Origin of the sequence: Rhodococcus sp. KBW08 (genome assembly GCF_003852455.1) — a bacterium.
In the GTDB taxonomy this organism is placed as follows: domain Bacteria; phylum Actinomycetota; class Actinomycetes; order Mycobacteriales; family Mycobacteriaceae; genus Rhodococcus_F; species Rhodococcus_F baikonurensis.
The window spans coordinates 26,643-40,593 of the sequence record NZ_QAJJ01000007.1; the positions used below are offsets into that span (position 1 = coordinate 26,643).

The following is a 13,951-nucleotide window of genomic DNA, read 5'->3' on the forward strand; positions in this document are numbered from 1 at the left end:
CGAAATCGTACTGCTGATCAACTCAGCATAGTCGGCGCGATCAGGGCCAAATCGCGATCGAGGAGGCGGTCGGTTGTGACGTCATGCACGTCAGAGGTCGAAAGTGGGTTGCGGATCAGACCGGCCGGTGACGCGGACAACACTCCCTGCGCTGGCGTGTTCGCCGTATTTCTTGGCGCTCGCGGGAGCTGTTTCAGCATTCCCGGAGACAGCCTCTAAGGCTAACCTAACAAGCATGACTCGACTCCTTTCTCCCTCCACGACCGATCGCGACTACTGGGCGATCGTGGACAACCTGACGCGACGCGGTTTCTTCGGCGTCGGCGCGGGCGTCGCTGCGACCGCGTTTCTCGCGGCCTGCGGCAGCACGGAAAGCTCGACGCCCGACAACGCGGAGACCTTCGAGTTCACGCGCGGCGACGAGAAGCTGATCATTCCCACGGACCCCCGGAATGTCGTTGCCCTCGATCCACGCGATGGCCTCGAATTGTCGATCCTCGCCGGATACCCGGTGACCGCCTACCCCACCGGCGCCGCCGAACACCTGCGCCGTGAGGTCCCGGATGCCACGGGTGTCGAGATCTTCGCCGAAGGTGCTTCGGATCCCAACTTCGAATACATCTCGACCCTCGGCGCAGACCTTCTCGTCCTCAGCGCCGGCTGGTGGGACACCGGGTCGTACGGCAACGACCGGATGCAGCAGATTGCACCGGTCCTCCCCGTCGGCAAGGACTTCACCCCGGAGTGGCGGAAGGTCATGTCGGACTTCCTCACCGGCATCGGGCGCAGCGATCGCGCCGAGGAAGTCCTCGCCGACTACGACGCCCATGTGGCGCAGGTCCGCCCGACCGTCGAACCGCTGATGGCCGGCAAGAAGGTTGCCTTCGTTGCCGCCGCAGAGGATCAGATCGCGTGGTTCCAGAACGATTTCCGCACCGCCGTCGCCGAGGACCTCGGGTTCGAGGTGCTCCGTGAAGGCCCCGACCTCCGCGTGATGCTCGGGTCGGAGCAGTTCAACCGCCTCGAAGAAGCCGACGTCATCTTCGCCTTGGATCGCAGCGCCTCCGGCAGCGTGTACACCTCGCCGACGTGGCAGCGCCTGCCCGCCGCTCAGGCGGGTCGCGTCATTCCGTTCGACTACTACAAGGCCGCGGGATACGCCTTGACCGCCAAGGTCCTGGTCGACGACTTGGCTGCCGGGGTCAAGCGCTAGAACTACCTTTTCAGTAGGGTGCGGATCGTTTCGACCACTTCGGCAGGCGCCTCTTCTGCCATGAAGTGACCAGCGGACAGCGTGCGGTGTTCGAGATCGGGCGCCCACGCTTTCCACAGGGCCTCGGCGTCGTAGCCGAGCATCGAACCCCAGTCCTGCTGAATGACCGTGACCGGCATGTGCAGTTGGTTGCCCGCATCGCGATCTGCCTGATCGTGTTCGACGTCGATGCCTGCCGACGCCCGGTAATCGGCAACGATCGACGGCACCGCCTCCCGTGAGGCGCGCAGGTATTCGGCCCGCACGTCTGCCGGAATCGCTTCGCGGTTCTGCGTCCACACGTCGAGAAAGTACTCGAAGAATGCGTCGGCGCTGGCGCTGATCATCTGCTCGGGGAGACCGGGTGGCTGAGCCATGAGATAGAGATGAAATGCCACAGCAGCGTTCGATCCGTGCAGGATGTCCCACATATCCAAGGTGGGGAGCACGTCCAGCGAACCGAGCTGCGTGATCACGTTCGGATGATCCAGCCCCGCTCTGACGGCAACCAGTGCGCCACGATCGTGGCCGACGAGGGCGAACTTCTCGTGTCCCAATTTCCTCGCCACCTCGACGATGTCGGCAGCCATTGTTCTCTTGGAGTAGGTGTCCGGGTTTTCCTCGACCGGTTTGTCGCTGGCCCCGTATCCGCGGAGATCCGGGCAGATGACGGTGTGATCCGACGCCAAAGCAGTGGCTACGTGACGCCACATGAGGTGAGTCTGGGGGAAGCCGTGCAGAAGGACCAGTGGGGTTCCGCTTCCACCGACCGCGACATTGAGTCGCACGCCGTCCGTGGCGGAAATCTGCTGGTAGTCGAAGTCTGGGATGGTGATCGTCATCGGTTGCTCTCGTTCGTCGGGGTGATGGCAATCAGCTTCGCCGCAGTCGATGAGCATTCGATGAGCGCGATAGCGTGGGGAAATGCGAGACCACACAGCTATCGGAGTTCTCGGACCCGTGGTCGCGTGGAACGATTCGTCAGGGTTGATCGATCTGAAGGGCCCACGACACAGAGCGGTCCTCGCTCGTCTGATCATCGCCCGGGGACGTGTCGTTCCGGTGGACGTGATTGTCGACGACCTCTGGGTCGATCCTCCGGCCGGGGCGACCAGCGCAATACGTACGTTCGTTTCCGCACTGAGGCGCTCACTCGAGCCGGATCGTGCGCCGCGAACGAAGCCGAAAGTCATTGTCACCGAAGGGCCTGGCTACGCCTTTCACGCTGCACCCGACGCCGTCGACGCCTGGGAATTCGAAAGACTGGTTCGTGAAGCCACCCACTCGACGCCCGCGCAATCACTCGAACTGCTACGAACCGCGCTCCAGTTGTGGCGAGGACCGGCGTACGCGGAGTTCACCGAAGAACCTTGGGCTCGATCCGAGCGGTCACGCTTGGAGGAACTGCGTCTGACTGGTGTCGAAGGCTTGGCATCCGCGCTCCTCGATCTCGGGCGAACCGCCGAAGCAATTCCCGAACTGGATGCCCACGTGACGGAACACCCTTGGCGCGAGGATGGTTGGCGGCTACTCGCTCTCGCGCTGTACCGCACCGACCGTCAAGGCGATGCTCTGGCAGTCATCCGTCGCGCACGAAAGTTACTCGCCGAAGAGTTGGGTATCGACCCCGGTCCACGACTGACCGATCTCGAGTCCGACATTCTTCGCCGCGAGACTCACCTGAATCCTGTAGCAGCAGAACAGATCTTCGCTCAGGTTTCGGCAGCGTACGACCGGACCGTAGCGGCAGGATCGAAATCGAGATTGGAGTCCACAGTCGGCCTCCTCCGAAGTCTGGCAGTTGCGGGTGGAAGCGGACTGGAGACTGCCCGAAACCAGCGACTGACCATCATCGGCGCCGCTGAACAAGTGGACGATGTCGAACTCACCGCACGGATCATCGGCAACTACGACGTGCCCGGAATCTGGACACGATCCGACGATCCTCGGCAGGCTGCGCAGATCGTCGAGGCCGCTCAGCGCACCCTCGATAGACTTCCGGTCGGCAACGAACTCGCTCGGGCCAGACTGTTGGCAACAATCGCACTCGAATCGCGCGGACTATCCGGTCATCGCGGACTCGAATGTGCCCGTGCTGCAGTGCAGATCGGTCGCGCTCTCGATGATCCAGGGCTCCTGGCCTTCGCTCTGAACGGGTTGTTCATGCAGACGTTCTGGACTACCGGTCTGGCCTCCGAGCGCGACTGTATCGGTCGTGAACTGGTAGACCTCTCCGTTCGACACGGCTTGTCCACCTTCGAGATCCTCGGCCATCTGATCCGCATGCAAGCCCTCAGTGCATTGGGGCAATTCGATGCAGCCGAGCTACACGCCGAGACAGTTGATCGATTGGCCGGACGTCACGAGCGACCGTTGGCAGCGGTGTTCACCACCTGGTTTCGCGCTATGCGTATTGCCGCTACCGGCGCGGAGGTCGCGCACTGCGAGAAGCTGTACGAAGCTGCGGCGGTGAACCTTTCCGATTCCGGTATGCCCGGCCTCGAGGACGGCATACTCCCCCTCGCAATTCTCGCCCTCCGCGTGTGGAGGGGACTGCCGGCGGTTTTCGACCCGACTACGCAGTGGGGCCCGTACGAACCCTGGGTCCGGCCGCACCTCCTTCTCGCACACGGGCAGGTGAGCGAGGCCGCCCGGGCAGTCGAGGCAATGCCGGACCCACCCAAAGACCTGCTCTCCGAGGCACTGTGGTGCCTGACTGCCGCAGCGGCCACTGCAGTCGGCAACCCTCGAGTCGAGGAGCGTGCGCGAGCGGCACTCCTACCTGCCGTCGCCGAAATAGCCGGCGCCGGAAGTGGAATGCTCACTGCGGGACCCGTCTCGCACTATCTCGCCAAACTGCAGTAAACCGGAACCATCAGGTGAATGCGATCACCGTGTCACCCCACGCCTCCCGGATCTCGCGGTCGAGATCAGCGACGACGGCGTCGTGCTTGTCGATCAACAGTGTCGAGCGTGTATCGGTGTCATAAGTGGGCCACCCCGGAGCCGTACCCAGTTCGCGATCGGCCCCGATCCCGTAATCACCTGCAGCTCTGGCGAAATCCAGCCACCTCGTCTGCATACGCTCCGATACATGACGCGCCGCGCTCAGTCCTCCCAACTTGTAGGTGATGTCCCGTGCTCCGTGGTTGATGTTGCCGAAGACGTAGGCGAGTTCGGTACCGTGCGTCGCACCGATCTTCAGCGCCTTGAGCATCGGCGGCGCGTAGTCGAACCGGTACAACCACGTCGGCGCAATCTTGCTGTGCGCCTCGGCAATCCACAAGGTCGGCAGACGGAATCCGAAGTCACGGGTCAACCCGAGACCGGCACCGAGCTTGGACAGTCCCGAATACGCACCTTCGATCTGAGAATGATCGGGCAACTCGAGCCCTGGATGCTCGTCGGCGATCTCTGCGAACATCGACGTGATCACGACGGGATCGATCGGCATCAACGGCGACTTCATCATCCGGAAGAGCGAAGACTCGTCCTTGTTGGTTCCGATGATCAGCGGAATCGGGTGTGCGTTGCCGTGACGGAACGCTCGCACCGGGTAGTCGGGGAGCAGATCACCGTCGACGATCGGTGCGAACGCCAGAGTTCCCGGTGTCTCCTGCGGAACCCGTGCGAACAGTTCGTCCGAAGGCCCGAGAAGGTCCTCGGCGGCAGTGGTTCGCAACAGCCCCAGATCGGCCTCGCCGCCGCTGAAGATCTCGAGAAACAGCTTCGCGACGATCTCGCCGCGTTCACTCCCGTACACCGAAGTGGCGGGCGAACTTTCGGCGATGGCGCGATGAAACAATCCGCGGGCGGACGGGACGGTCATCAGCGTCGTCACGGCGCCGCCGCCTGCCGACTCACCGAACAGCGTCACTCGATTCGGGTCACCACCGAAGGCTGCGATGTTGCCTTGAACCCATTGCAGCGCTGCAATCATGTCGCGGAGAGCGACATTGGGCTCGAAGGTATGTTCACTCGAATTGAAGGACGAGAAGTCGACGAAGCCGAAAACACCGATACGGTAGTTGATCGAGACGACGACAACGTCACCGTTCTCGGCCAATGTGGTTGCGTCGAAAAGTGGTTGGCTGGATGCTCCGCGGAAGTACGCTCCGCCGTGAATCCAGACCATCACCGGTTTACCCGGTCCATCCGCACCGACCGGGCGCGGCGCCCACACGTTGAGAAACAGGCAGTCCTCGTCCATCGGCACGTTCTCACCGAGCGGAATCATCGCGAGCCGACTTTGCGGCTCACACGGCCCGAACTCTGTTGCGTCCTGAACCTCGGTCCACGGCTGTGGCGGAACTGGCGCGCGAAATCGCAGCGGACCGACAGGAGGTGCCGCGTAACGAATCCCCTTCCAACTCGACACCGAGCCTTCCGTCGATCCTCGAACCGGCCCGTACGTTGTCTCGACTACCGGCGCTTCGCTGGGTGTGATCGTCATTCGATTTCTCCTCGAAAACAAGGTGGCTACTTCGACAGGGCTTCGACAACGTGCGAGAGTTCCAATGCTGCCAGCATCAGGAACAAAACGGTCATGATTGCCGCATTGTGGCGGATCAGAGTGCTTTTGGTAGAGCTCAGCGCATCGGTCACCTTCGCTGAGGGCACGGCAGCCAAGGCAGACAACACGATCAAGGCAATCGACGCTCCGACCGCGAACAGTACCGAGTACGCGATCACGGTTATCCAAGTGAAGTGGCCGCCACCGATAATCGAACCTGCCTTGAGTTCGAGCGGCAGGTTCTTCGCGTTGGGTACGGTCAGCAACAGTCCCAGGATGGCAGCTTTGGCCGGTTGCATCGAGTCGATCTGCGCCAACCACGACGGCATCGCCGGCTCGGCATCGTCTTTCGGGCGGCTACGCCAACTCGAGTACGCGAGCGCCAGGAAACCGACGGTGAACACAACGGCGAACAACGTCTGGACGGTATGCGCGCCGCCGCTGGACTTCGATTCCACTCCGGTGGTGGAGAGTGCCGTGACTGCCGTAACCGCAGCTGCAGCCAGGAGGATGCTCGCGGTGTACGCGAAAGCATTTGCCTTCGCCCGAGCCGACAGCAGGATCGCGATGATCGCAACCAGAGGAATCGGGCTGATGACGACGCCAGTGGCGAGTGGGATGAGCTGCGCGGTAATCGATTCCATTTCTGCGACCGTACAAGTCGCAAATCCGGCCACTGGCGAAATGTTCGGTCTCCACGACATTGCCACTCACGGTGTCACAGAAGCACGGCGGTGAGAACCACCTGGTCTTCCTCTTCGACAAGTTCGAGGGACGTTACCGTACCGGCGAGCGATTCAAGCCCGATCCCCGAATCCCGTGCCGCCGGCAGCCGACCTGGCGAACTGATTCGCACTACTACAGCCCGAGCATCGGAAAGTGTCACCTCGAGGAAGACGGGCCCTCCTTCACCGTGTTTCACGGCGTTGGTCAGTCCCTCCGACAGGATCTCCACCACGCTGTCGAGCCGAGCGGAGCCTGATCCGATCACGGGCCAGACTTCGTCGTCGACGTGACTGACGAGCGGAATTGCGTAGCGCCACACCGTGACCAGATCATCGATGCGCTTTCGGGCATCGGAGTCAGCCGGCTGATCAGAAGACGCAGACAGGTCGCTTTCCAAACCGTCGAGAATTCGGGCAATGGTCTCTGCAACATCGACACCGCTATCGGCCCCTGAAGTCCATGCGGCCGCTACGAGTTCGCTCTGAACCGACGAATGCAACAACCTGGCTAGTCCACGTCGGGTGTGCATGAGCTCGGAATGGATACGAGCTGCATCGAGCGCTTGCCGACTCAGGGCGCTGCGGAGTTGATGCTCCTCGTCCTGACGCTGCGTATCCGCAGCCCTGATCAGACAGACGGATAACGCAACCAACGGGTAGACGGCCATCGACGAGAGGTAGAAAGTAGGGACATAGCCGAACGCAAACAGGAGCAGACACGTCGCGGCACTGCTGATCAGCGCACTCGAGCAGTACACCGCGGCAAGAGTTGCAATCCGTCGTAGGGGGCCGTCTCCGTTCCGAACGATGCGCCGGGCGCACACATTGCCACCGACAAAGATCCAGAAACCGGCGCCGAGCTGGACCGCCGTGAACGTCACGCCGTAAGTCGCGAGCAGGTAGACGGTCACCAGTGCCGTGTACGCGAACACCGGTACGTACAGTGGCGCCGGTTCAACGCTGCGTACGACGCCGATCAGTCGATCTCTCGCCGTCAGCCGCACACCCGGCGTCGGTGATTCGATCGGGGGAATCTCCCGGAACAGTCGATGACTCATCGGGCGAACCACGTCGTCGGAGATTCGCTTCAAGAGAGCGGCCCCTCGCACTCCCTCGAGTTCCGTTTCAGCAACCGTGTGCATGACTGTCTCGATACTGCGCTCGAGCTCTCTCCGACACTGCGCACGGGTTTGGTCGAGGCGAAATCGATCGCGGGTCTCTTGGAGCTGGACGGCGGCCCCGGCAACCTTCAAACTCCGTTGCAGCGCGATGCGGTCACGGAGAGCACTTACCAGTACGGCGGTCAACGACAAGAAGACAACGCTGCACACGACGTTGAGTGCCACCCGGACGAGCATCGGTCTGGGGTCGACGGGGAGTTCGAGCGCGCGGGTGATCGCGTCGAGGACGAACGGGCGGATCGCGCCGATCACTGCGAACAGGGCCAGGGCTGCGAGCTGCGATCTGTGTGCTGCAAGGACAGCCCTCGCAATCAGCAGCATCACCCCGACAATGCAGTGGGTCGCACAGGCGCCGACTGCCATCACGCCGACCTCGCGCACCCCGGTACACAGGTAGTAGTTGGCCATCACGGTCACCGCGAACGGCAGCGTCAGAATCCAGGACCACTTGGTGACGATGTTCCGATCACCGAGTCGAAGCCACCACTCGCGCGGGTTCACACCGAGTCGGTCACTTCGGGTACACCGAAATGGCGGATGAATATGCTCGCAGCAAGCACTCTCGGATTGGTGGACGAATCGTGCGTCAATCCCAGGCTCTCGAGAGTGCGCGCGATGAGCTTCTCCACCCCTCGGATCGAGGACCCGCGATGCGCCGCGATCGCCCTGTTCGACCAGCCGAGCGAGATGTAACGCAGAAGATCGAGCTGTGATCTGGTGAGGCTCGACAAAGCGGAATCCGGATCACTCCCGAGCGTCGGTGGCTCGGTTTCCGTCAACGCGGCCTCCACTACGCCGATCAACTGATCCGCCGACTTGACAGCCGCTTTGTCCACGAACAGCGATTTCGGCGGCACACCCGCAGAACCTGGCGCTGTCGATGCGTTGGGGTAGTTCGTCAGGAACACGATCGCGCAATGCGGAGCCTTCACCGTGACGATGTTCGCGAGATCGACGCCGTTCGGCCGCACGCCAAGGTCGATGTCCGTGACCAAGAGGTCAGGATCGAATCCGTCGAACTCCGTGAGCGCTTCGACCGCCGATCCGGCCGTATGGACCACGAACCCGGCGTGTGTGAGCGTGTCACCTACGAGCGCACGCATCAGTGGTTGGTCTTCCACCACCAACACCCGTCGCACCCACTGGCTGGTCTCCATGACCAGAGATTAACCGTTGGGAGAGTGCGCATTCGACCGAACGGGTGGTGACCGATTCCGAGTAACACGGCAGTTATCGACCATGTGGGTTCCAAGCATTTCGCCCGATATGTCCCAAGCGTCGGAGCGCAGGGTGTTCCGAGTACACACCCCTTCGACCATCAGGACGGGCCATGACCGCACCGATCACCCCGAAGAACACCGCAGTACGGAACACCGCAGTACGCCGAGCCACTCTGCTGGCAGTGTGCGTGAGCACCGCGATGCTCATGCTCGACATCGCCGTCGTCAACACCGCCCTGCCATCGATCGCATCCGATCTCGACACCGGTGTCAGCGCCCTGCAATGGGTGATCGACGCGTACACGCTGGCATTGGCGACCGTGGTTCTCAGTGCCGGATCGTGGGCAGACCGACGGGGTCGACGCCATGTCTTCATCATCGGCATTCTGTGGTTCACCACGACATCTCTGTTCTGCGCGCTCGCGCCGAACATCTGGGTGCTCGATCTCGCGCGGGCCGCTCAGGGCATCGGCGGTGCCGTACTCTTCGCCTGCTCACTTGCCTTGCTGGCGGACGTGTTCGCGAAGGGCCCGCAGCGCGCAACGGCTTTGGCTGCCTACGGCGCCACGATCGGTGGCGCGTTTGCCGTCGGCCCATTGGTCGGCGGACTACTCACCGAGTTCTTGGATTGGCGCGCAATCTTTTTGATCAACGTTCCGATCGGGTTGATCACCCTGGCGCTGACGGTGCGGTGGGTTCCGGAATCACGCGATCCTCGACCTCGGGGCGCGGACGTGCTCGGGCAGATTCTGGTGTCCACCGGCCTGGCAGCTCTGGTGTTTGGTTTGTTACGCGGCAACGAGGCCGGGTGGTTCGAGCCGCAGCCGGTAATCGCCGCAGTGATCGCCACCGCTGCCCTGATCGGTTTCTACCTACACGAGCTTCGTACCACCGAGCCCATGCTGCCCCCGCATCTGCTCGCCAATCGGGCCTTCGCCGGAGCGCAGATCGCAGCGTTCTCGATCTCCGCCTCCCTGTTCGCGGTCTTCGTCTACACGACGATCTACCTGCAGAACGTGCTGCATCTGTCCCCTGTGGACGCAGGCCTGGTGTATCTACCTGCGACGATAGCGATGTTCGTCGTCGCCGGTGGCACCGCGAAATTGGACGGACGCATCCCCGTCTCAGTCTCATTGACGTGTTCGCTACTACTCGTCTCCATCGGTCTGGTCATGATGACCGTCGTCGACGTGACCAGTTCGCCGCACGCGATACTTCCCGGATTTGTTGTCGCGTGTATGGGGGCCGGGGTGTTCAACCCCGTCATGAGTGGGTTGGTTCTGGGCGAAAGCACTTCGAACCATTCAGGATTGGCCGCAGGGATCAACGACGCGTTCCGACAGACCGGCATCGCGGTTGGGGTTGCCCTGCTCGGTGCCTTCCTACCGGCGCAGTCGATACTGCCCGGCGGATCACCGGACGACTTTGTCAGTGGACTCCGATTGGCACTGTTTGTCGCTGCCTTCATCGCGGCTCTCGGTGCGTTGGTCTGTGCGGCGACGCTGCGCACTACCAGGGTCAACCAGACTCTTTCCGAGGAATCCGAGCAGGTGTTGACGAGAACTAGTTGACCGTTTTGTCCTGCATGTATGAATTTCACTCCTTAGAATCGAACCGTCCTGCGTCCGCAGGTACGAGGGGAAACGGATGATCTATCGACTGCTCGGGCCGTTGGAGGTCGCACGCGGGCCGGCGACGAGCGACGTGATCGATCTGGGCCCTCGAAAACAACGATCGGTCCTTGCCGTCCTACTGCTCAACCGTGGTCGCGTCGTCTCCACCGACCGCCTGATCGATGCTCTCTGGCACGACGACGCACCGGCGAGTGCGATGGCAAGCATCCAGGCGTACATCTCCAACCTGCGCCGAGCACTGCGCGTCGAAACCGGTACGGCGTCACCGATAGTGCGTCAATCGCCTGGCTATGTCCTCGACGTCGCTCCGGCAGACATCGATCTGTCGGTGTTTCTCGACGACGCCGAAACCGCGCGACAACACGCTGAGAACGGACGGTGGCAGGAGGCATTGACGACCGCTGACCGTGCCCTCGCCTCGGTCCGGGGGCAGCTTCTGGACGACCTGAACGACGCGCACTGGGTGGAGGTGGAAGCCGCAGCCTTCGAGGAAGTGCGGACCGAGTGCCGGGAGACCCGGATAACGGCGCTTCTGGCTCTCGGGCGCCTGGCACCCGCGCTGGTCGAAGCTGCTCAACTCTGTAGCGAGTACCCGTTCCGCGACCGGACCTGCTGGCTCCGAATGGTTGCCCTGCATCGGGCGGGTAGGTCACCGGAAGCCTTGGAACAGTTTCGATTACACGCGTCTCGGCTCGACGCCGAGCTGGGACTGGAGCCCGGCGGGGAGCTGACAGCACTGCAAGGCGCGATCCTGCGCCACGAACCGGGATTGGCCGCTTGGCCGCGCACTCCGGGATGGACGGGAGCCGAACAAGTTCCGGTCCCGACTTCACCCCCAGCGGTAGCAGCCATATCCGAGACTGATTCCTCACGCTTGTTCGTCGGGCGCGAGGACCAGACGGTCGTCGCCGACAAGATGTTCGACGACGTTCGCCGGGGCTCGCCTCGCTGGTTGATCTTGACCGGCCCCGCCGGTATCGGGAAGACACGATTTGCCGAGGAGTGTTCGACAAGAACAACATCCATCCAGGGAGCCGCCGTATGGGCACGTTGTCCGGAGGACGACGGAACACCGCCGTGGTGGCCGATCCGCCGACTGGTTCGCGAACTCGGTGTCGACGCCGACGTCGTACTGACGCCGCCGACCGGCGCCGATCCGGACGCGGCGAGATTCGCCGTCTACGAACGGGTGCGCACCACCATCGAAGCCGTGGCGACAGATGCACCGTTGACCGTCGTCATCGACGACATTCAATGGGCCGATCCCACCTCACTTCGTTGCCTGACCTATCTGGTCGGCGCAATGACCAGTGCCAGAGTCTGGTTCGTGTCGACGCTCCGAGACTCGGAAGTCGTTCCGGCAGTGCGCAAGTTCGAGGAAGCCGTACTCCACGGCGAAGGAAACCGAACCATGATTGTGCCGGCGCTCGCGCAGGCCGAGGTTGCAACACTCGCAAAGTGTGTCTCCGGGGACACGCTCGACGACGCGGAGGCGCGAACCCTGGCGGAACGAACCGGCGGCAACCCACTGTTCGTCTCGGAGTACGCCAGGCTTCCGAAGAACGAGCGACTCGGCGACAGCATCCCCCTCGCGGTTCGGTCTGTCCTCGGTCGCCGGCTTTCCGCAGTGGAACCGGCAGTGTTGCAAACTCTTCAGGTTTCCGCAGTTATCGGCGACGGCATCGAGGTGTACACGCTGGCTGCAGCCACCCGTCTCGATGTCGACACTCTCGCCGATTATCTCGACGCGGCTGCTGATGAACGAATCATCGTCGCGGACTCGGCAAACGGCGGTTACGTCTTTGCTCATGGCCTTCTCCGAGACGAAGTCCTCGAAGCGATGCCCACGCTTCGTCGCCGGCGGATACACGCCCGAGTTGCCGAAGTGCTCGAACACTCTTCCGATCCGGACCGGCTGAGCCGCCGCGCGCAACATCTGATGTCTGCACTTCCCCTGGTCGATCCACTCGTTGTTCTGGAGGCGTGCACGGCTGCGGCGCAGGACGCAACCGATCGTTGGAGTTCCGAAACTGCAGCCGAGTGGTGGGAGGCCGCGGTCCGCGCGTTCGACCTACTTCCGGCATCCCGGCAATTGGCCGACGATCGGGATGACCTGCTGGTGGCCAGAGTCGAGGCTCTTGCCCGAGCCGGTCGAGGGCAGACGGTTCTCGACGTCGTCAATGCCGGTCTCCTCGAGGCTGTTCGGGAAGACCGAACTTCCGCAGTCGGGCGATTGGCAGGCGCGCTACTTCGCGCAGCCGGAGCCTGGCCGTGGGTTTCGTACGGACGTGATCCAGGGCCACTGCTCGAACGGCTCGCGGCGGTGGAGCCACTGATCGAGAACGACAGAGCAGCTCACGCAAGGGTTCTCGCTGCACTGGCGGTGGGCAGTTGTTACCACCCCGATGCCGAGATCCCGAATCGATGGAGTGCCCGCGCTCTCGACATCGCCCGCGAACTCGACGATCCAGATGTGATCGCCGACGCCTTGCTCGGACGGATTCTGCTTTTCTCCGGAGTCGCGGTGCACAGCGTCGAATCGATGCGCCTACTGCGCGAGCTTTTCGAACTGCCGCACCAACAATCGCGTGTCGACAGCGTCGTCGCACACGCCGTCGCGAGCATGACGGAGATGAATCTGGCCAATGTCGATGCCGCCGTCAAACACCTCAGGCAGGGGATCATCGGATGCGAGCTTCTGAAGCTCCCGGTGGTTCGCGTCCAATTACGCTGGATGGAAGCAACTCTCGCCGAATGGCACGGAGACTTCGCGCAAGCCCGGCGGCAGTACGAGACGGCCAGGCAAATCCACCTGCAAACGGAGCTGTACACGGCAGGTAGCGCAGACCTGGCGTTCAACACATTGGAATGGGAGCGAGGTGCGTTGGCAGAATCCGACCCTGGTGTGGTGGAACCTGATTCGTGGATCATCGCCATCGACGCCGCCCGAGGCGAGCTCGAGGCCGCTTCTGAAGGCATCAGGAAGTGGCTGATCAATCGTGGGCCGCAGACATGGACAACACTCGGGCACCAGACACTACTCGCACGGATCGTCGCAGATCTGGAGTTGGTCGACTACGCCGACACGTTCATCGACCTTCTCGAGCCGCACACCGGCCGCATCGCAACGGTAGGCCATGTCGGCGAACTGGGCTCGGTCGCCGAAGCCTCCGCACGACTACATGCCCTGCTGGGTCGCGTCGAGCAGGCATCGACTCTTCTGGATCGGGCCGAGAAGGTCGCCGGCGGTTCCAGAGGAGCACCGACACTGCTGCGATGCCGACTGCTACGGGCCCAACTTCGGGAGCCGTCGACCGAGCGTGAACGGGAGCTGACGGAGGTTGCGACGGAATCGGAGGCACTCGGCATGCTCGGTGTAGCTGCCCGGGCGCGATCGATAATGCCCTGAACAGCAAAAAACGTGCT

The 13,951-nt window shown here is 62.6% G+C and carries 9 protein-coding genes; 4 read left to right on the forward strand and 5 right to left on the reverse strand.

Annotated features, from left to right (window positions below):
- The first annotated feature begins 235 nt into the window (after positions 1–235).
- Complete coding sequence (locus DBV08_RS08715) at positions 236–1,213, forward strand: ABC transporter substrate-binding protein (protein WP_124567168.1); 978 nt, start codon at positions 236–238, stop codon at positions 1,211–1,213.
- Between the two features lie 2 nt (positions 1,214–1,215).
- Here the strand turns inward: DBV08_RS08715 and DBV08_RS08720 are convergent, their stop codons facing one another.
- Positions 1,216–2,094 (reverse strand): alpha/beta fold hydrolase, encoded by an 879-nt coding sequence (locus DBV08_RS08720; protein WP_124567169.1) that lies wholly within the window; start codon positions 2,092–2,094, stop codon positions 1,216–1,218.
- Positions 2,095–2,176: 82 nt separating this feature from the next.
- Between DBV08_RS08720 and DBV08_RS08725 the strand changes: the two genes are divergently transcribed.
- Positions 2,177–4,117, forward strand: coding sequence for a BTAD domain-containing putative transcriptional regulator (locus DBV08_RS08725; RefSeq protein ID WP_124567170.1), 1,941 nt, complete (start codon positions 2,177–2,179; stop codon positions 4,115–4,117).
- A 10-nt stretch (positions 4,118–4,127) separates the two neighbouring features.
- Here the strand turns inward: DBV08_RS08725 and DBV08_RS08730 are convergent, their stop codons facing one another.
- From DBV08_RS08730 to DBV08_RS08745, 4 genes are all read right to left on the reverse strand, one after another.
- A complete protein-coding gene (locus DBV08_RS08730) occupies positions 4,128–5,705 on the reverse strand; it encodes a carboxylesterase/lipase family protein (protein WP_095972263.1) in 1,578 nt (525 codons plus the stop codon).
- 26 nt (positions 5,706–5,731) lie between these two features.
- On the reverse strand, positions 5,732–6,409 hold the full coding sequence (locus tag DBV08_RS08735) for a GAP family protein (RefSeq protein ID WP_124567171.1): 678 nt from the start codon (positions 6,407–6,409) through the stop codon (positions 5,732–5,734).
- 74 nt (positions 6,410–6,483) lie between these two features.
- Entirely contained in the window at positions 6,484–8,172 is a 1,689-nt protein-coding gene (locus tag DBV08_RS08740; RefSeq protein WP_124567172.1) for a two-component system, sensor protein, read from the reverse strand.
- The gene (locus tag DBV08_RS08745; protein ID WP_166809926.1) at positions 8,169–8,828 is read right to left on the reverse strand and encodes a response regulator; all 660 of its coding nucleotides are present in this window, start codon (positions 8,826–8,828) and stop codon (positions 8,169–8,171) included. Before DBV08_RS08745 ends, DBV08_RS08740 begins: the two co-directional genes overlap by 4 nt.
- Before the next feature lie 173 nt (positions 8,829–9,001).
- Here DBV08_RS08745 and DBV08_RS08750 point away from each other — a divergent pair, with 173 nt between their 5' ends.
- The gene (locus DBV08_RS08750; RefSeq protein WP_124567173.1) at positions 9,002–10,462 is read left to right on the forward strand and encodes an MFS transporter; all 1,461 of its coding nucleotides are present in this window, start codon (positions 9,002–9,004) and stop codon (positions 10,460–10,462) included.
- A gap of 76 nt (positions 10,463–10,538) precedes the next feature.
- A complete protein-coding gene (locus DBV08_RS08755) occupies positions 10,539–13,934 on the forward strand; it encodes a BTAD domain-containing putative transcriptional regulator (protein WP_124567174.1) in 3,396 nt (1,131 codons plus the stop codon).
- Positions 13,935–13,951 lie beyond the last annotated feature (17 nt).